Source organism: Metabacillus niabensis (assembly GCF_020524345.1).
In the GTDB taxonomy this organism is placed as follows: Bacteria; Bacillota; Bacilli; order Bacillales; family Bacillaceae; genus Metabacillus; species Metabacillus niabensis_B.
Genome location: NZ_JAIVLH010000039.1, coordinates 1 through 21,367 on the forward strand (window position 1 = coordinate 1; position 21,367 = coordinate 21,367).

Annotated in this window: 20 protein-coding genes, 16 tRNA genes and 2 rRNA genes; 35 read left to right on the plus strand and 3 right to left on the minus strand. The window is 35.8% G+C overall.

Translation table 11 applies throughout. The features are described 5' to 3' along the window. The 19 genes from LC095_RS25610 to LC095_RS25700 form a co-directional block, all read left to right on the plus strand. Window positions 1-118 (plus strand): 23S ribosomal RNA (locus tag LC095_RS25610); the annotation flags it as partial. Between the two features lie 120 nt (window positions 119-238). Continuing rightward, window positions 239-354: ribosomal RNA gene (rrf, locus tag LC095_RS25615) — 5S ribosomal RNA — on the plus strand. A gap of 9 nt (window positions 355-363) precedes the next feature. Next, window positions 364-438 (plus strand) — tRNA-Asn (locus LC095_RS25620). 4 nt (window positions 439-442) lie between these two features. Continuing rightward, a tRNA-Ser gene (locus LC095_RS25625) sits at window positions 443-533 on the plus strand. 19 nt (window positions 534-552) lie between these two features. After that, a tRNA-Glu gene (locus LC095_RS25630) sits at window positions 553-627 on the plus strand. 8 nt (window positions 628-635) lie between these two features. Further along, window positions 636-711, plus strand: a tRNA-Val gene (locus LC095_RS25635). Window positions 712-721: 10 nt separating this feature from the next. Beyond that, window positions 722-798 (plus strand) — tRNA-Met (locus LC095_RS25640). A 78-nt stretch (window positions 799-876) separates the two neighbouring features. After that, window positions 877-953, plus strand: a tRNA-Asp gene (locus LC095_RS25645). 180 nt (window positions 954-1,133) lie between these two features. Beyond that, a tRNA-Phe gene (locus LC095_RS25650) sits at window positions 1,134-1,206 on the plus strand. Window positions 1,207-1,374: 168 nt separating this feature from the next. Next, a tRNA-Thr gene (locus LC095_RS25655) sits at window positions 1,375-1,447 on the plus strand. Between the two features lie 12 nt (window positions 1,448-1,459). Further along, window positions 1,460-1,543, plus strand: a tRNA-Tyr gene (locus LC095_RS25660). Between the two features lie 29 nt (window positions 1,544-1,572). Further along, a tRNA-Trp gene (locus LC095_RS25665) sits at window positions 1,573-1,646 on the plus strand. Between the two features lie 15 nt (window positions 1,647-1,661). After that, a tRNA-His gene (locus tag LC095_RS25670) sits at window positions 1,662-1,737 on the plus strand. Window positions 1,738-1,917: 180 nt separating this feature from the next. Beyond that, window positions 1,918-1,992, plus strand: a tRNA-Gln gene (locus LC095_RS25675). A 59-nt stretch (window positions 1,993-2,051) separates the two neighbouring features. Further along, window positions 2,052-2,126 (plus strand) — tRNA-Gly (locus LC095_RS25680). An 8-nt stretch (window positions 2,127-2,134) separates the two neighbouring features. Beyond that, window positions 2,135-2,208 (plus strand) — tRNA-Cys (locus LC095_RS25685). Window positions 2,209-2,221: 13 nt separating this feature from the next. Then, window positions 2,222-2,310, plus strand: a tRNA-Leu gene (locus LC095_RS25690). 17 nt (window positions 2,311-2,327) lie between these two features. Next, window positions 2,328-2,409: transfer RNA gene (locus tag LC095_RS25695), tRNA-Leu, on the plus strand. Window positions 2,410-2,720: 311 nt separating this feature from the next. Further along, window positions 2,721-4,286, plus strand: coding sequence for a bifunctional metallophosphatase/5'-nucleotidase (locus LC095_RS25700; RefSeq protein WP_226530771.1), 1,566 nt, complete (start codon window positions 2,721-2,723; stop codon window positions 4,284-4,286). 91 nt (window positions 4,287-4,377) lie between these two features. Here LC095_RS25700 and LC095_RS25705 read toward each other — a convergent pair whose 3' ends face one another. Continuing rightward, window positions 4,378-4,656, minus strand: a complete 279-nt coding sequence (locus tag LC095_RS25705) for a YrhK family protein (protein WP_226530772.1) — start codon at window positions 4,654-4,656, stop codon at window positions 4,378-4,380. A gap of 452 nt (window positions 4,657-5,108) precedes the next feature. Between LC095_RS25705 and LC095_RS25710 the strand changes: the two genes are divergently transcribed. Next, window positions 5,109-6,023, plus strand: a complete 915-nt coding sequence (locus LC095_RS25710) for a phosphotransferase (RefSeq protein WP_226530773.1) — start codon at window positions 5,109-5,111, stop codon at window positions 6,021-6,023. A 253-nt stretch (window positions 6,024-6,276) separates the two neighbouring features. Further along, window positions 6,277-6,828, plus strand: coding sequence for a dihydrofolate reductase family protein (locus tag LC095_RS25715; protein WP_226530774.1), 552 nt, complete (start codon window positions 6,277-6,279; stop codon window positions 6,826-6,828). 453 nt (window positions 6,829-7,281) lie between these two features. On the opposite strand, the gene LC095_RS25720 is transcribed toward LC095_RS25715, so the two are convergent. Further along, the gene (locus LC095_RS25720; RefSeq protein WP_226530775.1) at window positions 7,282-7,857 is read right to left on the minus strand and encodes a hypothetical protein; all 576 of its coding nucleotides are present in this window, start codon (window positions 7,855-7,857) and stop codon (window positions 7,282-7,284) included. A gap of 19 nt (window positions 7,858-7,876) precedes the next feature. Beyond that, window positions 7,877-8,536 carry a hypothetical protein gene (locus LC095_RS25725; RefSeq protein WP_226530776.1) on the minus strand — a complete coding sequence of 220 codons (660 nt, stop codon included), beginning with the start codon at window positions 8,534-8,536 and terminating at the stop codon, window positions 7,877-7,879. Between the two features lie 288 nt (window positions 8,537-8,824). Between LC095_RS25725 and LC095_RS25730 the strand changes: the two genes are divergently transcribed. The 14 genes from LC095_RS25730 (at window position 8,825) to LC095_RS25790 (ending at window position 21,217) form a co-directional block, all read left to right on the plus strand. Next, the gene (locus tag LC095_RS25730) at window positions 8,825-9,397 is read left to right on the plus strand and encodes a hypothetical protein (RefSeq protein WP_226530777.1); all 573 of its coding nucleotides are present in this window, start codon (window positions 8,825-8,827) and stop codon (window positions 9,395-9,397) included. 531 nt (window positions 9,398-9,928) lie between these two features. Then, on the plus strand, window positions 9,929-10,501 hold the full coding sequence (locus LC095_RS25735; RefSeq protein WP_226530778.1) for a hypothetical protein: 573 nt from the start codon (window positions 9,929-9,931) through the stop codon (window positions 10,499-10,501). 11 nt (window positions 10,502-10,512) lie between these two features. Beyond that, entirely contained in the window at window positions 10,513-12,645 is a 2,133-nt protein-coding gene (locus LC095_RS25740; protein ID WP_226530779.1) for a DUF6792 domain-containing protein, read from the plus strand. 6 nt (window positions 12,646-12,651) lie between these two features. Further along, a complete protein-coding gene (locus tag LC095_RS25745; RefSeq protein ID WP_078435422.1) occupies window positions 12,652-12,981 on the plus strand; it encodes a hypothetical protein in 330 nt (109 codons plus the stop codon). 130 nt (window positions 12,982-13,111) lie between these two features. After that, window positions 13,112-13,435, plus strand: coding sequence for a hypothetical protein (locus LC095_RS25750; protein ID WP_226530780.1), 324 nt, complete (start codon window positions 13,112-13,114; stop codon window positions 13,433-13,435). Between the two features lie 308 nt (window positions 13,436-13,743). Continuing rightward, complete coding sequence (locus tag LC095_RS26995) at window positions 13,744-13,878, plus strand: hypothetical protein (protein WP_264196207.1); 135 nt, start codon at window positions 13,744-13,746, stop codon at window positions 13,876-13,878. A 115-nt stretch (window positions 13,879-13,993) separates the two neighbouring features. Continuing rightward, window positions 13,994-15,694: a hypothetical protein gene (locus LC095_RS25755; RefSeq protein WP_226530781.1), complete on the plus strand. Its 1,701-nt coding sequence runs from the start codon at window positions 13,994-13,996 to the stop codon at window positions 15,692-15,694. Between the two features lie 107 nt (window positions 15,695-15,801). Beyond that, complete coding sequence (locus tag LC095_RS25760; RefSeq protein ID WP_226530782.1) at window positions 15,802-16,377, plus strand: LysE family translocator; 576 nt, start codon at window positions 15,802-15,804, stop codon at window positions 16,375-16,377. A gap of 25 nt (window positions 16,378-16,402) precedes the next feature. Then, window positions 16,403-17,182, plus strand: coding sequence for a helix-turn-helix domain-containing protein (locus LC095_RS25765; RefSeq protein ID WP_226530783.1), 780 nt, complete (start codon window positions 16,403-16,405; stop codon window positions 17,180-17,182). Window positions 17,183-17,286: 104 nt separating this feature from the next. Next, window positions 17,287-17,757, plus strand: coding sequence for a hypothetical protein (locus LC095_RS25770; protein WP_226530784.1), 471 nt, complete (start codon window positions 17,287-17,289; stop codon window positions 17,755-17,757). Next, on the plus strand, window positions 17,758-18,261 hold the full coding sequence (locus LC095_RS25775; RefSeq protein ID WP_226530785.1) for a hypothetical protein: 504 nt from the start codon (window positions 17,758-17,760) through the stop codon (window positions 18,259-18,261). A 255-nt stretch (window positions 18,262-18,516) separates the two neighbouring features. Continuing rightward, a complete protein-coding gene (locus LC095_RS25780) occupies window positions 18,517-18,891 on the plus strand; it encodes a hypothetical protein (RefSeq protein ID WP_226530786.1) in 375 nt (124 codons plus the stop codon). A gap of 607 nt (window positions 18,892-19,498) precedes the next feature. Further along, window positions 19,499-20,137 (plus strand): NAD(P)H-binding protein, encoded by a 639-nt coding sequence (locus LC095_RS25785; protein WP_226530787.1) that lies wholly within the window; start codon window positions 19,499-19,501, stop codon window positions 20,135-20,137. Between the two features lie 78 nt (window positions 20,138-20,215). Then, the gene (locus tag LC095_RS25790; protein WP_226530788.1) at window positions 20,216-21,217 is read left to right on the plus strand and encodes a DUF3231 family protein; all 1,002 of its coding nucleotides are present in this window, start codon (window positions 20,216-20,218) and stop codon (window positions 21,215-21,217) included. The last annotated feature ends 150 nt before the right edge of the window (window positions 21,218-21,367 follow it).

The window sequence follows — 21,367 nt, forward strand, 5'->3', positions numbered from 1 at the left end:
GATTTCCCATCACACTAGTGAGTAAGATCCCTGAAAGATGATCAGGTTGATAGGTCAGAGGTGGAAGCGCGGTGACGTGTGGAGCTGACTGATACTAATCGATCGAGGACTTAACCTAACAATAAGCGAATACTTAGTGAATTGAATTGTGCATCGTTATCTAGTTTTGAAGGAATATAAAAGTAAAAAACACTTGAAATATTCTTGTCATATAGTATAATGATTTTTGTCACAAATGTCTGGTGATGAAGGCGAAGAGGTCACACCCGTTCCCATGCCGAACACGGAAGTTAAGCTCTTCAGCGCCGATGGTAGTTGGGGGGTTCCCCCTGTGAGAGTAGGACGTTGCCAGGCTGTGATTATTCCGCAGTAGCTCAGTGGTAGAGCTATCGGCTGTTAACCGATCGGTCGCAGGTTCGAGTCCTGCCTGCGGAGCCATTTTGGAGAGCTGTCCGAGTGGCCGAAGGAGCACGATTGGAAATCGTGTATACGCTAACCGCGTATCAAGGGTTCAAATCCCTTGCTCTCCGCCACAATTTCTACTATATATAAGGCCCATTGGTCAAGCGGTTAAGACACCGCCCTTTCACGGCGGTAACACGGGTTCGAATCCCGTATGGGTCACCATTTAAATCGGAGGATTAGCTCAGCTGGGAGAGCACCTGCCTTACAAGCAGGGGGTCGGCGGTTCGATCCCGTCATCCTCCACCATATATATTATCGCGGGGTGGAGCAGTCTGGTAGCTCGTCGGGCTCATAACCCGAAGGTCGCAGGTTCAAATCCTGTCCCCGCAACCAATTTAAGTTGACGACGCTACGTCGATTATTCTTCATAGCGATACAACATAGTAGTGCTGTAAAGTGCAACTAAATAATGGTCCGGTAGTTCAGTTGGTTAGAATGCCTGCCTGTCACGCAGGAGGTCGCGGGTTCGAGTCCCGTCCGGACCGCCATTTTTTAAAATGAGATTGATGATATTACTACTGTTTTTATACAGAGTGAGAGGGTTTCGATAAGCGAAAAGGTCGAGGAAACGACTAAGTGAACACCGGAGCGTATGTGAATACGTGAGGATGTGAACGCAGGAGTTGACGAAGAGATTTGAAGCTTAGCGGAAGCCGTAAACTAAGTTTGGCTCGGTAGCTCAGTTGGTAGAGCAATGGACTGAAAATCCATGTGTCGGCGGTTCGATTCCGTCCCGAGCCACCTTTTATTTTTAATATGATGCCGGTGTAGCTCAATTGGTAGAGCACGATCGAATATGCTTCGAAGCTTAGCTTCAGCACACAAATCGAGCTGCTACTTGAATAATCTCTCCGAGATTTGGGTGACTGGTAAGCACGATAAACTTAATATTTACATTATATTCTTTACGCCGGTGTAGCTCAATTGGTAGAGCAACTGACTTGTAATCAGTAGGTTGGGGGTTCAAGTCCTCTCGCCGGCACTCTCTTAATCTGGAGGGGTAGCGAAGTGGCTAAACGCGGCGGACTGTAAATCCGCTCCTTAGGGTTCGGCAGTTCGAATCTGCCCCCCTCCACCATTTATTATTTTATAAATAAACCTACATTTAGGGGCATAGTTTAACGGTAGAATAGAGGTCTCCAAAACCTTTGGTGTGGGTTCGATTCCTACTGCCCCTGCCAATTTTAAATATAGTGGCGATTGTGGCGAAGTGGTTAACGCATCGGATTGTGGTTCCGACATTCGTGGGTTCGATTCCCATCAGTCGCCCCATTTATATAGCTAAGTAATTAGGATACATTAGATCAGTTGATCTTCAATTATAGATCCAATAAAGCACTTGGTTGTCGACGATATTTCGCATTATTTCCTGTCAGAAATAACACAAAATATCCTCTTGCGATGAGATTTCATGAAGAAGATTCGAAGAAGCTTATTCTGAAGATTATTCAATGGGCTATAGCCAAGCGGTAAGGCATCGCACTTTGACTGCGACATGCGTTGGTTCGAATCCAGCTAGCCCAGCCATTTTCTTGACACATTTTTAGTTCTATTGCATAGGCTAAATCATATAAATAAGTAAGATCGCGGAAGTAGTTCAGTGGTAGAACACCACCTTGCCAAGGTGGGGGTCGCGGGTTCGAATCCCGTCTTCCGCTCCATTTAAAATGGCGGCATAGCCAAGTGGTAAGGCAGAGGTCTGCAAAACCTTTATCACCGGTTCAAATCCGGTTGCCGCCTCCATTTTAACACCCTTGCCGGGGTGGCGGAACTGGCAGACGCACAGGACTTAAAATCCTGCGGTAGGTGACTACCGTACCGGTTCGATTCCGGTCCTCGGCACCATTTGTACTTAATCCTTTGCCAGTGTGGCGGAATTGGCAGACGCGCACGACTCAAAATCGTGTTCCTTCGGGAGTGTCGGTTCGACCCCGACCACTGGTATCTAAAAATGAAATAAACCGTTAAGGTCAATACTTTGAGCAATCAGAGTATTGACCTTTTTTGTGCTTTAAATAGAAAATGTAAAGTCTAATCATATAACCAATACTTAACGATTATTAATACCTTCAAACCCTTGTTTCAACCTTTAATAATCCTCATCTATCAACCTTATCTTATTTTCCAAGCAAAGTAATTCCATACATCCTAAATTAACATCATTTTCAAAACCTTAATAAAACTTTACTGTCCTTTAAGATTGGATTAACGGACGAATGCTACGATGGAAGTATTCAAAAGGGGGGAACTGATTCATGTATTTATTGAACGTGAAGAAAGTGTTACTTCTTTTATTATTTGCCTTATTTATTGTAGGTGGTTCTGTTTATGCTGCTACTTCGATCCATTATGATTCTAATGATTCGCTTCAAGTGCAGTTATTAGGTGTGAATGATTTACATGGGCACCTTGATACGTATAATCATTTCATGGGGAAAAAAGTTGGTGGAGCAGAATATTTGGCTGCATATCTAAACAAATATCGCCAAGAACATGAACATACTCTTCTTATTCATGCTGGTGATATGGTTGGTGGCAGTCCACCTATTTCCTCTCTTCTTCAAGATGAGCCGACAATGGAATATTTAGATCTCTTACAGTTTGATGTAGGAACGATAGGAAACCATGAATTAGATGAGGGGATCGATGAAATGAAACGACTTCTATTTGGAGGCTTTCATCCCATTACTGGTTACTTTCCAGGATCAAAAACCCCCTATATATCTGCTAATATCATCGATAAAAAAACAAATAGGCATGTGTTGCCACCATATTTGATTAAAGAAATTGACGGGATTAACATTGGCTTTATTGGTGTTGTCACAACCGATACAAATTTATATATTCTACCTGAGCATCGTGATTCAATAAAAATTACCGACGAAGTAACAGCAATCAATAAAGCAGCTGGTGAGTTGAAAAAACAAGGAGTTAAGTCGATCGTAGTTCTTGGTCATATATCTTCCAAGTCAAATCTTGATGGTTCCCAACCGGATGAGGACTTTGCTAAAATGGCTCCTGATATTGACGACGAAGTAGATATTCTTTTTGGTGCACATAGCCATCAGTACACAAATACAGTTGTAGACAATAAGCTGATTGTGCAAGCCTACTCTTATGGAAAAGCTTTCTCCCAAGTCAACATAAGTATTGATAAAAATTCAAAAGACATCATTCATAAAAATGCAGAAATCATCCTTACTGATCACGAACTAGTCAAACCAGACACGGATGTAATTAAACATATTCATAAATACAAGGAAAAAACAGATACCTATGTAAATCAAGTTGTTGGCACAATACCTGATGAGTTCTCAAAAAAGAAAAACAAAGATGGATTTTCTCCATTAGGAAAAATGATCGCAGATTCATACAAAGCAATGATGAACACAGACTTTGCTTTTGTTCATCAAGGAGGTGTGAGGGTAAGCCTTAACAAAGGGGCTGTAAAAATGAAAGATCTCCTAACCATATTACCTTTTGGACACAAACTCGTAACCACTTCCTTAACTGGAGATCAAATAAAAAAAGCTCTTGAACAGCAATGGAGAGTAAATGAAAAGGAAAATATATTACAAATCTCGGGTTTTTCTTATACGTATGACAATCAGGCACCAATTGGAAACAGAATAAAAACATTGAAAGAAACAAACGGAAAAATCATCGAACCTGATAAAACATACACCGTCGCTATAACGGATTACTTGTCCTCTGGTGGAGATGGATTTACATCGTTTGAAGAGGGAACAGCAATAGGAGAAGGGCCATTAGATGTGGAGGCATTTGCTGAGTTTATAAAGGGGCAAAGAACTACAAAATAGAATTCTATAAAAATACGATAAAAGAGAAGAAACCTTGGTATATTAGGGTTTCTTCGTCTTCTAAAAAGAGTATTTTTTTAGAGTCTTATAGCTATGATTCAGGACTACGAACTTTTTTCAGATGGAATCGCCTGATAAATTGAATCATAGGTCTTATTAAGAATAGTGCACTTCCCACGATAAACATCCAAATAGCATATGTTTCTAATGGTTTCCAAAGAAAGAGCACACTACCAATTAAAAAACAGAGGGCTATAAAAATATCATTAAGGTTATAAAAGAATTCATAACGTTCATTAATAGTAATTTCATTCTGACCAATTTGTACGTCAATGTAATTAGGCTCATTATCCACTTTAAATTGTCTCACACTTTCATCTCCTTTGTAAGATTTATTCCCAGTGTGAATAGCATAAAAACATTTTGGTGTTTACTTAAGTTTCTTATACAACAGGTGTACAAGTTTCAAATAATTTGTGCGTATAATATCTATTAATCTAACTATATCTGAGTAGTTAAAACGCCTGATAACCTGGAGATGAGGCATTTTTTTATTAGATCAGGAACAAACGATAAGTGTTATTAACACTTATTGCGGATTGAAACACCAGACACTATTCATATCTCTTTCTTCCGCAAACGGGCCATATTCTGGAGTAAGAAAGGAAAATAGATGGTTCATCTTGAATTTGTAAGTTATGCCAGAAAAAGGGCAGGATAGTTGAATAAGTAAAGTGAGTAATGACTGAGGAACAAGAGCTCAATGAGACTGCCACGAGATTGACCGTAGCCTCACTTTTGCAAGGGAGTCGATAAAGGGATATGGGAAGTTCGAATCAATGGGTTGCAGAATGGGAAGTATCTGAAGAATTAGCTCATAAATTAATAAGCAGTCAGTTTCCGCAGTTAGCTTCCAAAAGTGTACAAAAACTAGGACATGGCTGGGATAACACTGTTTTTCTTGTCGGGACGGAATATGTGTTTCGTTTTCCGAGAAGAGAAATTGCAATTAATTCTTTAAGGATGGAAGGAAAGATACTGCCTAAGCTTAAAAATTATTTTTCCATCGCATACTCGATACCTTTATTTTTTGGGGAAGGGGATTATGGTTATCCAGCACCCTTCCTAGGCTACCCCTATTTATCCGGAGAGTTTCCAATCGGATTAACTGACAAGCAACGTGCGCGATCAGCAACTACGCTCGCGCAATTTTTAAAAAACTTACATGCATTCCCTGTGAAAATTGCCCAAGAAAATGGAGTTCAACATGACCATAGAAATCTGACTGATATTGCGATGCGTAAGGAAAAGATGCATAAATTCATTTCCGACATTGCGCATTATTTTAGTGAAGAAGAATATCATGCATTATCGAATTATTTGGATCAGCTTAGAACTGAAAAAGTGAAGCAAAAGCATGTATTCCTTCATGGTGACCTTCATTTTAAAAATATGCTGGTAGAAGAGAATGGAAGAGTTTCAGGGATTATCGACTGGGGAGATATCAATATAGGACATCCTGCTTGTGACTTGAATGTTGTGTATAGCTTTTTACCTCCGGATGCGCGTTCTGATTTTTTCAAAGAATATGGGGATGTTGATGAAGAAACGAAGATACTAGCTCGATTAATTGCTATATATATCCCAATTTTAATAATGATGCAGGCAATTGATGATAACGATGAGAGGTTAGTAGATGAAGCAAAAGCGAACATAAAACGTTCTCTCGCTGATTAAGAGATGTCATTACGCTAACGCAGAACGAGAGCTCAATACATCATAGGAAGGTTGCTGACAATCAAGGATCGGTGGTTATTCAGCAATAGGGCGCATTTCCGGAATAAGGATCTGCGCTTATTTTGCATGAAAAGGGCCATTTAATTGAATAAAGCATAATGAATTAACTGGATTGGTTGTTTAACAAGAAAAGGATATTAAACTGGTTTTATAGAATTAATTTATGAAATTCATTTTCTTGGAGGGTGACTGAATGGCAGAATTGATTTATCATGTTGCAGTTTCACTAGATAACTTTATTGCGGATCAAGGTATGTTAGAAGGGGATATTAATAAATCTCTCTTTTTATTTGATGGGGAACATGTCCCGGACTTTTTATCAGATATTCAGCAATACGATGCGGTGTTGATGGGCAGAAAAACTTATGAGTTTGGATTCCAATTTGGTGCTAAACCGGGTGAACCTGGTTATAAGGGCATAAAACATTACATATTTTCAAACTCCTTACAGTTTGAGTCGAATGAGGAAGTCGAACTTATCAAAGGAGATGCTATAGGATTTATTAAGAATCTCAAACAACAAGAAAAAGGAAAAATCTGGTTATGTGGGGGCGGAGAATTGGCTGGAGCGTTGCTTAAACATAAACTAATTGATCAATTAGTGCTGAAGGTTAATCCAATTATAGTCGGTGAAGGTATATTTTTATTCGGCAGCGTAAAGCCACGCTTTAAATTAAGGTTAGTGGACATGAAACAGTATTCCAATGGAGTCGTCAAACCCACTTACAATATTATTTATACATAGGTTTATCCTAGAGAACCTCTGTTTTAAATAAATTAATTTAGAGTAAAGTTCCATCTAATTATTTAACTAAAGTGCGCGAGTGTTGAAGATCTAATTTTACATTATTTCTAATTTAGCAAAGTTAAATGCTATTTAAGTTGGATATAATAATGAACAGTTTTGAAGAGAGGGAGGAAACTCCCTATTATTCTTAAGTCTAAACTTCGTATAAAATATCTGTTTCAATCCACCGGTACCTACTTTATGAACAACAAAATATTTTAATCTCCATTTATTGAAAATACCTTTCTTACAACATACAGATGAAGCATGGATAATGTACCTTATCCTATACCAAAACTACCTTTTCTAAATCGTTTTTTTGCACGTAGTATTATTGGCTGGTGTGAGTGTGGTATGGAACTAGATTCATTCCCGCCAACTTTTGCTCTATATACATGCTAAAATCATGGTTCAATACTCAATCCAAAACCCTCCAACATTCACCCCTTTCATCTCCTCAACAATCCCATCATCACTTACAAGTTTCATAGAACCTTTCCCAAACAAGAAGTAAGTATCAAACGAGTAATCTTCAACTGATAAAATTTCCACCTTAGTGATCAATTGGTCATCAGGAGTTGTAACGGATGTTATTTTCACACATTCAAATCTTTGTACACACTGATACATATCCTTGCTGCTTATGTAATCTTGGAATGAATTTGGGTGGGTGGGAATTCTAAAAATATTAAAAATGAAGATTATTATTAAAATGAGCATGAATTTTTGCCAATAATTATTTTCGTCTTCTTTGAGTTTTAAACATAGAACGAGAGCGACCAAGGAATAGAGAGCAATCCAACTAACCCAAGATATATTAAAGATAATGACGATAAAGAGGGATATCATGGTTCCGAAGTGCAAGTAGCGTGCTAAAGTTGACAGTGATTCGGGACGAAACCTGCTCCAGTCGTCTTTTTCAGCTTTAATAAATATTTGATAATAGTATAAAATTACGATGATGATCAAAAATATAATATCGAACAAAATAGTAATTCCCCCCTATTTATAACTTCCTCATCTTTTCTCCAGACTCTATGATGATGTTCACATGTGATGCTGTGCCGCTATCAACATGGTTTTTTATATCCGAAACATCAATCATCGTCTCGATTTTTACGTGTTTGTTTTCTTTGGCCTTTATGTCTACACTGTATGGGGCGTTTATCCCCAAGAGTGATAACATCTTTACATCTTCCTCGAAAAGATAAGTTTCGTAAAAATTGATGTCAAAAGACACGTTATCCCAGCTGTTATTTATAAATGAGAATTCACAAATAGCTTGCATTGTATTGTCAGAAATCATATCAAAACTGCATTCACTTGTTTCTACTTCATAGGAAATGGCATAAATACCTGTTGCGAAAGTTTTTTGATAAGTATCTGCAAGGAAGTGGGGTAAAAACAGAGCGCAAACAATGCCAAGCAGTAAAAAACGTCCTTTATGTTTTTTAAACGATTTTGAAAGGAAGAAAAGACTGGTGATTAGGAAAAGTAATGAAGTGATTCCAACGATATGTAGGCCATTTTCCATTTGAATTGGAATATTTAATATGGAAGCAACTGATTCACCGTATGGATATTTATGTGGAAAAGGAAAGTTTAAAGCAATTGAGATAACAAAAAGAATTAGAGAAAGAAATAGCAGTTTTTTATTTTTTAACATAATAGCCTCTCAGATACTTAGATTTATAATAAGAAACTTAAAACGTGGGTTATTTGTATTTTTATGGAATATATATTATTTTACCACAAATATCCAAAAACAACCTGGACCTATATTCCGAATAGTAAATAACTCCTCAATTTTTAATAAATCTAATTTCATCATTTAATCTACTGGAAATATATGATAATTATGTAGTGTTAAAGGAAATCGAAAGGGGTCACACGAATGCGATCAAGGCTAATCTATGCCCTAATATTTACATTGGTTTTTATAGGAGGATGTAGTATGGAAAAAGAATTGCCAAATACAGCTGCGTTTCAGGATGAGTTTACTAGTAGCTTGTTAGATTCCACTGAAGAAGTCGAAGAAGGGCACTATTTATTAGAATCAGCAACAGGTGGATATTCCATGCCTTGGCCTAAAAATGCAGTAACAGATGGTCCGCCATTTTATCAGAGAACTAAAGATAGTTTTGAAAAAATTATATTTTATGACAGAAATGAAAAAGAAAATTATAGGTACTCATTTAGCACAACCTATTCAACATATGGTGAGAGTGCAATTAATTCCAGCCTAGGCCTTTTGAGTGATTCAGTTGGTTACAATGGCGAATACGAAAAAATCGAAACAGAAAAAACTCGTATTTATTATGCAAAATCTGAACTTACTTATAAGGGTTCAACAATTTATTTCTTCTTTGGTTACATTACTTCGAAAGAAAGTCAGAAAGGGTTAGAATATGTATTTTCAGCAGAGTGTATAGATAGCTCTAAGTCTAATTGTAATATTGATATTAAAAAAGAAGAAGAGAAGGCTTTACATTATATGAAATCAGTAAAATTCAATAAGGATGAATAGAGGTAGCAAAATCAGTAATGAAGAATTACTAAACACTGATATTCTCAGAGCAAGGGTTATGGATTTTGAATATGAAAATCTTACTAACAAAGAAGTTGAAAGTGAAATAAGGCGTATTTATTACAAAGAGACTGGTAAGTAGTTATCTACTAATGCGACTGCATATCGTTCCGATGATGTTCTCAAAGAACATAGAACTACTATTGAGATTGGCTTTTTATGAAACAAAAGCTAGGCAAAGTGAGCTTGTCGATAGAGTAATTAAGTACTAGAAAACTGTAAACGTTCCCCATATATATTAGTATCACCTAATCTTCCCACTAGTAATAAATATCCACATCTGAATCATGATGCCTATATTCTGGATAGTAAATAACTCCTCAATTTTCAAAAATCCAATTTCATCATTTAATCTACTGGAAATATATGATAATAATGAAGTGTTATAGGAAATCGAAAGGGGTCACACTAATGCGATCATGGTTAATCTACGCCCTAATTTTCACAATGGTATTTATAGGAGGATGTAGTATGGAAAAGGAATTACCAAACACAGCTGCGTTTCAGGATGAGTTTACTCGTAGCTTGTTAGATTCGACTGAAGAAGTCGAAGAAGGACACTATTTATTAGAATCAGATACAGGTGGATATTCCATGCTATGGCCGAAAAACGCGGTTACGGATGGACCACCATTTTATCAAAGAACAGGAGATAGTTTTGAAAAGATTATTTTTTATGATGTAAATAAAAAAGAAAATTATAACTATCAGTTTAGTACGACTTATTCAACATATGGTGAGAGTTCAATTGAATCAAGTCTAAACATATTGAGTGGCGGAGTGAGTTACTTTGGTGAATACGAAAAAATAGAAACAGACAAAACAAGTATTTACTTTGCGAAATCTGAAGATACTTTTGCAGACATAACGACTTACTTCTTTTTTGGTTATGTAGTTTCAAAAGGAAATGAAAAAGGATTAGAATATATATACTCTGCCGAATGTATAGATGAATCCAAGTCTACATGCAATATCGATGTTAAAAAGGAAGAAGAGAAAGCTTTACATTATATGAAATCAGTAACATTTAATAAAGATGAATAGAGGTAGTAAAAATGAGTAATGAAGAATTACTGAATACTGATATTCTGAGGGCAAGAGTCATGGATCTTGAATATGAAAATCTAACTAACAAAGAAGTTGAAAGTGAAATAAGACGCATTTATTATGAGGAAACTGGGACTAAGTTAACGACTAATGTAACTATATATCGATCTGATGATGTTCTCAAAGATCATAGGAAAGAAAATATAGATAGTGGTTTTGATGGGACAGTTATTCACTTCCAAAGTGAAGAAGAGGAAATCAACCAGTCAATTACAATAACTCGGGGAAGCGAACTAGGAGAAAAGGACACTTGGAAACCTATTGATTGGACGTATAACTTAATGGGCATATTCGTTGGAGGAACTGATAATCAATTCCAAGATGCCAAAAGGTTTGATGATAAAGTAAGTAGTATAATACAAGACAAAAATAATAAAGTAACTAATTTAGATAGATATGGATATGGCCATTCATTAGGAGGAAACAATATAACACTTTTACAATTGATTCCAGATGATGATGGCGATGTGAGATTTAAACAAGTTTATGCTATAAATGATGCTGCACCTACAGCATATCAACTTGCAGCAATAGATACTAACTTCAGGTCTAAAGTAAAAAGACAATTCAAAATATTACATGATGAAGAAATTTACAACATCCCAGAAAACGAACTAAAAGCCTTCACCGAAGAATACTACAAAAACAAAATCGACGAAACAACCATCAACCACCTTACAGCTGAAGAAGATATGCTATACGGAGTAAGCGGTGTCCGTGGCTTTCTAGAAATCGGCGATCGCAATGGCTTTCTCGATACAGATCCACGTTATGCGGGCATTCGTGAGTTAATTGATAAAATCCCTGATAAAGATTTGCGAACGATTCAAATGTTTCTCTCTAATTACTCAACAACATATGACACGGAAGGAATCGATGGTTTTTTGAGAGGCCTTACCGGCTTTAATCTAGCTGTTGTTGATTCGATTCTTACTTCTTCAGATGAATTTTCCGAAAAAGTTGAAAAGATTCAGAAGTCGGTAGATGGGTTAGAGAAGCCATTTACTGATGTAACGAATGCGGATTCTTTTTTGTCTTTTGCAAAGGAATCGGTAACACTTCCATTTGATTTATTTGGTGCAAACCTAAACCTTCAAAAAGAGGTAGTAACTGGCTTTTTTCATACAGTCGGAAACTTAACTGGACTAATTTTTGAGGCTGTTCCGATGATCATAGATATGGCTGAGAAAATGCCTAAGCTTATAAGTAATGTGAAAGTTTTATATCAGAATCTTGATCCGATCCTCCAAGCCTTTGCTGATGTTGGTTTTATTAGTCAGGTTGAAAAAGACCAGATCATTTCTTATGTAAAAGAAATTGAAACAAGTTTAGTAGTAATTCAAACAACGATAGATGAATTGTTAGATCCTTCACTTCTTTTAGCGTTAAACTCAAAAGATCCTATGAATCAAATGAAAGAGATTGCGAAAATTGTTGATGCCTTGCAAACGATAAAAGCTGAGGTAAATGATATTAAAGAAGCACTTGAGGGATTAAAAAATGTAGATACTAGCTTTATGGAGCACTTTAGTGGAAGTGCCCATGCACATGGGCTTGATGCTGTTGTCAATGGACTTTCACAGGATAAAAATATCAGCTATGTTAACAATGATATGTACATGTCACCTGCGGGAAGAGGTGAGATTAAAGTCAATATTTCCTCATCGGTTCGTATATACCAAAAAGGTCTAGCAATCTCACAGGAAAAAGAAAGCAATGTTACTAGATTAAAAACTCTATTTAATAGTGAATATATATTTGATTATGATGAAAGAATGCAGAGCATCATGACCAAAATACATATGATGGAATCGAATCCAAAGCAGTATTCATACCTATTAACACAAACCATGCCATATTCATTTGGTGGGTATTACGAACTGAAGAAGATAAATGTAAACGAACAGCTCCCACCATTACCAGCAACATTTAATCAATCGTTCTCTCAAATGATTGAAACAATTGAGGCTGATATTGAGAAAGAAAAATTGCTTGTTAAAAAAATTAGAGATTCCATTGAAGATTTATTTTCAGAAGAAGAAAGAATATCAAAAATGTTTGATTATCGATATGGAGGTTAACGACTTATGGGTTCTTTTACAATAAGCCATAACTTTGCAGAATCAAAAGAACTGAGTTATAAAGTCACCCCTTTTAAGAGTACAATTGAAGAAATACGTCACTTAGGGACTGACTTTGCTACATTTATGAAAAAAGAAATGGATCAAGAGAACGGAGAGCTAGTCGACGCTATTATTCAAGAAATAATCAACCAACATCGCAATCATAACCTTATACTGGACCACTGTGAAGATACATTAACAGCTATGGCCAACAACTATACAAATTATGTAAATGACAGGCGAACACAGGATGCCACACTTTATTATACATATAATGCTTTTGATGAAAGCTAGTTTCGTGAGGACTTACATAAGGTAGTCCTTTTTATTTTGCATAAGAATCAGTTTCTTATTTTGAAACTTATCTCATGTTTATACGTATAATAGGAAGAGCTAATTATACAACCATGAAAAGGTGGTCTTCATGAATAGACAAACAGTGAAAACGTTAAAGTGGATATCAGGTGGGCTTGAAGCTCTTCTGGGTATACCAATTATCGGAGGAAGTATTGTATTAGGGTTTGCCTGGACGCCGTTATTAATCATGCTGGTTTTTCATATTGCCGTATTAATACTAGCAAAAAATGTTGGTGTGAAAGCGAACGGTAATATCCTTGGAATCGTCACATCAGCTATTGGTTGGATTCCGATTCTCGGTATGATTATGCATATTTTATCGGCGATAGTTATTCTTTTAGATGCGGCAAGTAAGGATAAAAATCCGGATATCATAGATATGCCCGAATAAAAAGCTTTTACTTGTTTATGAAGAACTGTAGAGAGCTTTGAAAAATTGGACTAATAGCCATAGCAATGATCGCAGGGTTACTTGCCTGAAATAGTTCTACATTTTGCAGAATGAGGCGTTTTGTTACATTTTTAGGTTTAAAGGATAGTTGTTATAGTGGATGATTAATCTTAAGCGATAATAAGCACATTTCAATAAAGAGATGTGCTTTAAATTTATTTATCTTTCATTCAAACATGGCTCTTTTGATTAGCAATTTTTCATTATACCTAAGTAATTCTTGTACGTTTAGTTTATGATGATAATAATTGATTACATACAAATCTGGAGGAACACCGATTGGAAAAACAAAGGAAGACTATAAACATATTATTATAGCTCCAATGGCATATGGTCAGGCGCTAACAATGGTTTTATTAACAGAAACGCTTTATCACATTTAAGGTTGTTTTTCCTGATGAATCAACTTGTTGACTACCGTCACAAAAAATAAGTTAGAACCATCCTTTATTCTTTGGAGAAAAGTGGTGATTAGCATTGTATACAAAAATAGTGGAAATGAATGACAGATTAACAGAGGCATTTTTCGATAAGCAAATCAATGATGTGAATAGTCGTTACTTTGGAGGAGTGATCTTCTATAAAACGGGAATTCCTAGTCCAAGCCACACAGGAACCGGGAGTGTACTTGGAAGTTGGGTGAGCTCTTTTATTAATCCTGACTCTAAATATTATCATGACAATGAATTGGCAAAAAGAATTGAGACAGCATTTGATTATATGCTGGATCAACAGCATGAAGATGGAACAATATCTCCAGGATGGACTAATTTTCATTCTCCGCCTGATACAGGATTTCTCATTAATGGATTTGCGCATATTTACCATTTATTGAAGGAAGACAATGGTCCAAGAGCTGGCGAGTTAACAAATAAAGTTAGAACCTTTCTTGAACGTACGATTCCTGCAATGTTAACGGGTGGGGGCCATACACCAAATCATCGTTGGGTATTATCCTCTGCTTTAGCTCACCTTTATGCTATTTTTGGAAAGGCTGAATTAATTGAGCGTGCTGAACAGTGGATTGATGAAGGAATTGATCTTACAGAAGATGGAGAATGGACCGAAAGAAGCAATGGTATTTATAACTCCGTCAGTAATATTTTTCTTTATCATACCGCACGTATACTGAACAAACCTGGGTTGCTGGATTATGTACGGAAAAATTTAAACATGATGATGTATCTTGTGCACCCGGACGGAGAAATTGTAACAGATTATTCTGGTCGTCAGGACTTTGGAAATACGTTTGATTTGTCACCATATCATTTAATTTATTGCTTAATGGCTTATCACGATAACAACCCAACTTATGCTGCAATGTCTAGTTGGGCTGCTGAAAATCTAACTGACATGGGGCCGGTTAATAATCATATTATGCTAGGCTACCTAATGTTTCCATTTATTAAAGAAGTAAAGGTACCGAATTCATCTTTACCGACTGAATACGAGATATTCCTCAATAAAAATTTCCCAATTGAAGATTCCCTAAAGAAAATGGGGCGTATTGGTCATGGTTCGAGAATTGAGCATAGTAGTATGCATGAATCGTTTGGTGCACCAATTGTTCGTTATCGCCAAGATAATGAAAGCGTTACAATTATGAGTAAAAATGCTTCGTTTTTTTCTTTACGTAAAGGAAGTGCAAAGTTATTAGGGGTACGATTATCAAGTAATTTTTCTCCTGGAATTATTGAATTTGATTCTATTCAAGTCATTGATGGTGGCTATCGCCTAAAGAAAACGATGGAAAAAGGTTATAATGGCCCTATTCAAAAGCAGTATTTGACTCATACAGAAGAATCGAGTATATGGTATTTGCTTCCACACCAGCATAGAGAGTTAACACATAATCAGATATTCAATGTGGAGGTAGAGCTTTTACGGACCGATGACGGTGAATGGAACGTTCGTTTGAAGACAGATAAACGTGAGGATGTATTATTACAGGTTGAATTTCTTTTTGATCATGATGGTTCTATCCAAGGAGATGTAGAGCCCATCAAAGAGGATTCATATTTTTGGAAAAGTGGAGAGTTATCCTATCAATCTAGAGAAAACACGATGTCTATTCATACAGGGGAACATGAACATTGGGTGGATAATACATGGAAAGTCAATGAAGCAGGTAATGTACAAACGGTTAAAGTGAACCTTGTTTCTCCGATCGATAGAGTATTCCGAGTGATTTGTAACTAATTAAATAAGTCATGTTAGCTAAAAGAAAAACCTTGCAATAATATACTATAGGCACACAATCCAAAGGTGTAAAATTCAATGAGACGAACCGAAAAGGAGTTGTTCTCATGGATATTACATCTTTTTTATTATATTGTTTTATTGTTACCTTTACTCCTGGGCCCACAAATATCGTAATATTGTCTACTGTCCATAATAGGGGGACAAAGAAGGCATTGGAGTATACGTATGGAGCAACGATTGCCTTTTGTTTGCTGCTTGTTGTTTCAGCTATGTTGAATTCGTTGCTAATTGAGTTCATACCTAAAATTTTAATTGTCATGCAGATCATCGGAACGTTGTATATGTTCTATCTTGCCTATCAAATTTACAAAGCGGATAAACCAAAGCCGACTATACATCAAGCAGGTTCCTTTGTGTCAGGATTTCTTATGCAGTTTTTAAATCCAAAGTTGATTCTTTTTACAATGACGGTCATACCTAGCTTTATTCTGCCTTATTATACGGCTATGCCCGCGATGACAATAGGTGTTTTTGCTATAACTGTCATTGGATTTTTAGCATTAATGACATGGGTACTTTTCGGAGCAATCTTCAAGGAGTTTTTGCAGAGGCATAGTAAGATTGTGAATGTATTCATGGCATTGTTTTTAGCGTATTCCGGGGTTATGATCTGGATGTAGGTTAGTTGTTTAAGAGGTGAATGTAGTGGACAAATTTATCTATAAAAAATCAGCCGGTATTACTGCGCTGTCAGCAAGTATGACGGATTTTACGTATAAAAAGCATGCACATCAGGAGTATGGAGTAGGTGTGACATTGCGTGGAATTCAACAATATAACCTTGATGGCAGTTTGCAGTTGTCATATCCAAATGGTGTGATGCTTTTCAATCCGGAGCAGACACATGACGGAATGGCACATGATAAAACAGGACTTGATTATGTGATGCTGTATATTGAGCCTCAAATGCTTTTAGAGGTTGCTGAGAAAAAGGATATCATCACGTTTTCAACCCCGATTGTTTATGATCGTGAACTGGAGCAAAGAATATTAAATCTATTTCACGCTATATTCAATGAAAAAGATGAGGATTTGTGCAGTGAATTGTTTTTGTCCTTCACAGATAGCCTTTTTCAAACAAATCTTCCTACAGGCTATAAAAAAGATAATAATTTCATTAGAAAAGCAAAGGATATGCTGCTTGCGAACGTAAATCATGTACCCAAATTGGATGAGATTAGTAAAGAGCTGAGTATGTCAAAATATAAGTTTATTCGATTATTCAAGGGTCATACAGGGATTTCCCCATATCAATATTTTCTTAATTGCAAGGTCGAACGGGCAAAGCAGTTAATAGAAAAAGAGCGGGATATTTATTCAGCTGTAGCTGAGTGTGGTTTTGTGGACTTAGCCCATTTAAATAAGCATTTTAAAAGTGTATATGGAACGACAGCGTTTGAATATATGTCACATTTATATAGATGATCACTAGAGACCAGTATTTTCTGGTCTTTTTTTTTGTGCCCTTACAACTCAAAATGCATAGAAACCCAAATAAATTAAATAATAAAAGAAAGAGGTGATCGATGATGGTGTTAGCAATAATTGTTTATATTGCATGGTTAGGAATATCAGTATTCTACGCTATGAAAAAAACATATTCTAAATTTGAAAATTCTGCCCTGCTCTTTTGTGTATTTATATTTGATATTAATCGAAGTTGGATCATAAGTGATGAATTAAAGATTATTGAATATTCTACTTCTCCTCTTGAATATACAGTGTATATTATTCACCGTACTTTTATCACTCCACTCCTTATATTGATTGGCTTAAATCGTGTACAAAGAAATTCACATTTCTTAATTAAAGGTATAGCAATTCTTATTTCCTCCTTTGTTTTAATCTTAATTAAAATTGTTTTATTATCATTTGATGTTCTCACTTTTCATCAATGGAATTTGTTTTATGATTATCTATACTACGTCTTTTTACATATATTAGGATATTTCGTTTTGTATGGGTACAAGTCTTTTGTTTCAAAAGGAGTGAAGAGTTAGATGGTTTGGATTGAAAACTTTAGCTTAAATGAGATATCACTAATAATCTTGAATATAATTGGTTACTCTTTCTTGTTTTTCTTACCTAAAAGACTAAGCAGGGAAGTGAAATGTTTAAGTGTTCTTGCAGGTTTAGCAATAGGTATGTTGTTTGACTTTACAATTGGTGGAGGTATCTTGGATTTTTACAAGCAAAATGATACAAATCGGTATGAATTATTTGACGTTTTTTATTTCGCTTTATTTGGAGTTTTTGGTTATTTCTTTATGTATTTTTATGATAAATTCCGTGTGAATAAGGTAACGTTTATTTACTATATTACAGCTTGGTCAATCGTTGGTATTCTCGTTCAATGGCTTTTTTCAAAACTACATATCCTTACTTATCAAAATAATTTTGAACTAGCTTATTCATTTCCGATCTTTTTATTAATTCAAACTTTGACAGGTTTCTTTTATATGTTTATTACTAATAGTAGTGGTGAATTATCGAAAGAAAGTTGAATTACTTCTAAAGACCATTGTTTAATGGTTTTTTTTCTTTTTAGAAAAGCAGTTTTTGCAATGGAACAATCTAATCTCTGCATTAACTGTATTGAAAACAACAAAGTATGCCAAAATGCCTTTAGATAATAATAACAACACTTTGTCAAAAAATGTTCACAATTTTACAGCAAATATACAGTCCTCTTCCTGCATTTCCCTCTATATAGTCTGTGAGAAGAACATTTCCTTAAAAAGAAAGGGTTGTAATGAAAAATGGCAAAATACAGAATGGTGTGTACTGGCTTTTGGGAAAATCTGTTTGTAGTAAGAGAGATGGGCTTTGAGGATATTTTATTTTTGCTCTATATACTCATGAACCCATTTACAACTATAACTAGATTTTATCGAATTACGAGGAAAAAGGTTGTGTATTTGAAGTTATCGATTGATGATATGAAAGCGATATTGGAACGATTTATCGAGGAGGATAAATTGTTTCATTATGATGCTGTAAATAAAGAACTCGCTCATAAAATATGGAGAAGGATGACCGTAAAGGTGGCGAAACCCTGTCCAAGGGGCACCTCTTATTTCGTATGCTTCGGAAGTCATTCCAAAAAAGAAGTTCGTGATCTTTATGAATTATGAAGATTTGAAGATACGTCCGCGTGTCGTGAAACGATACGTAGTCAATAAAAAGAAGAAGAAAAAAAGAAAAATAAAAACAACAACTAAAAGCTCTTAACCCAAATATAGAGAATAATCCATACATAGAGGCTCAAACACAAAATCAGAGTTAAAATGATGTATGTGAAATCGTTGTGTCTTTGGACAACAATGGGTGTGGTCTTTCAAACGGAGTGTCATACAACAGCTGTTATCTTGGTTAGATGATTCTAGCTTATTACAGCCAAAAGATGTGATCTTAAAAGCCTTGAAGATTGCTTTGCTCATAACAAGCGGAAGCTCAACTATGTCGTTGGGATCCTGAAACGGGGAAAATGAATTATTACTGACCGTTGAAGAAATGGATCATCAACTTGAGAACCAAAAGGGTGTAGCTTGGAGGCAATCAATTCAACAGTTACCTAGTGGACGGGATATCCCTAGAGATTTTGAAGTTGATTTAACGGCAAGTGAGGAGTAGGAAATGGAACATCAACTCTGTGAAATATTTTGAAGAGAATGTTAATTTCAGGAAACTTCTTTCGGAATGAAACGTATATCAAGTATCATATCCAGCTGGAGGTATATAATGGATCATTCTTATAAGTTAGCTATCATTGGAGGAACAGGAACTGTAGGACGTCATATTGCGACAAGGGCGATACAGCAAGGCTATCATGTACGTATGCTTGTAAGGAATCCGGAGAGAGTATTGTATAAACATGACAAAATAGAAATCGTACAAGGACAAATCCAAGAGATAGAAAATATTAGAGAACTGCTTAAAGATTGTAAAGGTGTTATTAATACATTTGGTCAACCAACTAAGGAAAAACCGATATATAGTCAGGTAACGAAAAATATCCTTGAAGTAATGACAGAATTAAATATTACTCGTTATATAGGTGTTTCCGGTGGTTCTCTTACGATCAGCGGTGACAATAAAAGTACGTTAAACCATTTTGGTGCAAAGCTGTTTGAACTATTGTTTCCGGGAATGATGGAAGATAAAAAGGCAGAATGGGAACTTTTATCAAAAGATAAACATATCCAGTGGACCCTGATCAGACTGCCATTTGTGAAAGATAGCTTAAAAACGAAGAAAATAAAGGAAAGCCTTACAGACATGCCTGGTACGAAAATTACCAATCAAGATATAGCGTCTTTTATTATGGGGCATGTAGAAAACACCAAGTATATTCATAAAGCACCCTTTATTTCACATTAGGTAGAGGCGATTCATTCATAATTTGAACAATATAAAGAAATACTATTCCTTGATAAAGGAACAGGGGGTAGTTGTTGCATGGAGAAAAGTGATATAAAATTAACCACCGCCGAAATTGCAACTCTTTGGAAAACATATATTCAAAACACAGCAGTAAGATGCTTTTATAAACATTTTCTTTCCTATCTTCAAGATGTTGAGATAAAGTCAATTATTGAGGAAGTTGTAGTTTTGGTTGAAGATATTATTGGAAAAATTGAATCGATTTTTGAACAGGAACAGTTTCCGGTTCCAAAAGGGTTTTCAGATAAAGATGTTGATTTATCAGTTCAGGCACTATATACTGACTTATTTGCATTAAGCTTTGTTTATCGTGGAGGGCAGGTAATCATTCCTCATTATGCAAGTACACTTACTAGAGTGACCAGAATGGATATTTATCAATTTTTCTCAGATTGTCTTTATCGTGAGACAGAATTACATAGGAAATCATTAAACCTTATGCTCACGAAGGGAATACTCGATCGGCCGCCAACTATTGAATATCCGAAGAATATCGAGTTTATTGAACATGAACCGTCCTTACTAAATACATGGTTTGGTGAAAAAAGACCATTAAATACATTAGAAATAACAGAGCTTTTTATTGAAATTGAAAGAAATACCATCGGGTTAATTCTTTTGATGGGATTCATTCAGGTGACAAAAGATAAGGAAATAAAAGACTATTTAATAAAGGGAAAAAAATTGGCCGAAAAACAAATGGACACATTTAACAAGTTTTTAAAAACAAATGACCATTTTATCGGAAGCCTAATCCCTCTGGAGGTCACAAATTCAACTGTTTCCCCCTTTTCTGAAAAATTAAGACTGTTTATCATTAGTACTTCAAATCAAGTTGCCATTTCTGCACTTGGAGATGCATTGTCTTTCTCGATGAGAAAAGATATAGCGGCACATTATTCTGTTTTTATTGCAGAGGTAATAAAGTATGGTGACGAGGGACAAAAGCTTATGATTGAGCGGGGGTGGATGGAGCAACCGCCACAACCTGCAGATCGTAGGAAATTTTATAAATGAAATATGAGACGAACCCTTCTATACGAGGGTTTCAGACTGTCGACAAAAGGGGTTCGGAATGTTTTACATTCCGAACCCCTTTTGGGATTTTTGACCAATTCCCTTTAAATTTTACAATAAGCGGTCTCTTCGAGCCTCTTTATTATACAG

Excerpts from the sequence above, each read along its gene's own strand:
- LC095_RS25700 (WP_226530771.1), top strand. The coding sequence starts at position 2,721 with ATGTATTTATTGAACGTGAAGAAAGTGTTACTTCTTTTATTATTTGCC.
- LC095_RS25710 (WP_226530773.1), top strand. The coding sequence starts at position 5,109 with ATGGGAAGTTCGAATCAATGGGTTGCAGAATGGGAAGTATCTGAAGAA.
- LC095_RS25715 (WP_226530774.1), top strand. The coding sequence starts at position 6,277 with ATGGCAGAATTGATTTATCATGTTGCAGTTTCACTAGATAACTTTATT.
- LC095_RS25725 (WP_226530776.1), bottom strand. The coding sequence starts at position 8,536 with ATGTTAAAAAATAAAAAACTGCTATTTCTTTCTCTAATTCTTTTTGTT.
- LC095_RS25730 (WP_226530777.1), top strand. The coding sequence starts at position 8,825 with ATGGAAAAAGAATTGCCAAATACAGCTGCGTTTCAGGATGAGTTTACT.
- LC095_RS25735 (WP_226530778.1), top strand. The coding sequence starts at position 9,929 with ATGGAAAAGGAATTACCAAACACAGCTGCGTTTCAGGATGAGTTTACT.
- LC095_RS25740 (WP_226530779.1), top strand. The coding sequence starts at position 10,513 with ATGAGTAATGAAGAATTACTGAATACTGATATTCTGAGGGCAAGAGTC.
- LC095_RS25745 (WP_078435422.1), top strand. The coding sequence starts at position 12,652 with ATGGGTTCTTTTACAATAAGCCATAACTTTGCAGAATCAAAAGAACTG.
- LC095_RS25750 (WP_226530780.1), top strand. The coding sequence starts at position 13,112 with ATGAATAGACAAACAGTGAAAACGTTAAAGTGGATATCAGGTGGGCTT.
- LC095_RS25755 (WP_226530781.1), top strand. The coding sequence starts at position 13,994 with ATGAATGACAGATTAACAGAGGCATTTTTCGATAAGCAAATCAATGAT.
- LC095_RS25760 (WP_226530782.1), top strand. The coding sequence starts at position 15,802 with ATGGATATTACATCTTTTTTATTATATTGTTTTATTGTTACCTTTACT.
- LC095_RS25770 (WP_226530784.1), top strand. The coding sequence starts at position 17,287 with ATGGTGTTAGCAATAATTGTTTATATTGCATGGTTAGGAATATCAGTA.
- LC095_RS25775 (WP_226530785.1), top strand. The coding sequence starts at position 17,758 with ATGGTTTGGATTGAAAACTTTAGCTTAAATGAGATATCACTAATAATC.
- LC095_RS25780 (WP_226530786.1), top strand. The coding sequence starts at position 18,517 with ATGGCAAAATACAGAATGGTGTGTACTGGCTTTTGGGAAAATCTGTTT.
- LC095_RS25785 (WP_226530787.1), top strand. The coding sequence starts at position 19,499 with ATGGATCATTCTTATAAGTTAGCTATCATTGGAGGAACAGGAACTGTA.
- LC095_RS25790 (WP_226530788.1), top strand. The coding sequence starts at position 20,216 with ATGGAGAAAAGTGATATAAAATTAACCACCGCCGAAATTGCAACTCTT.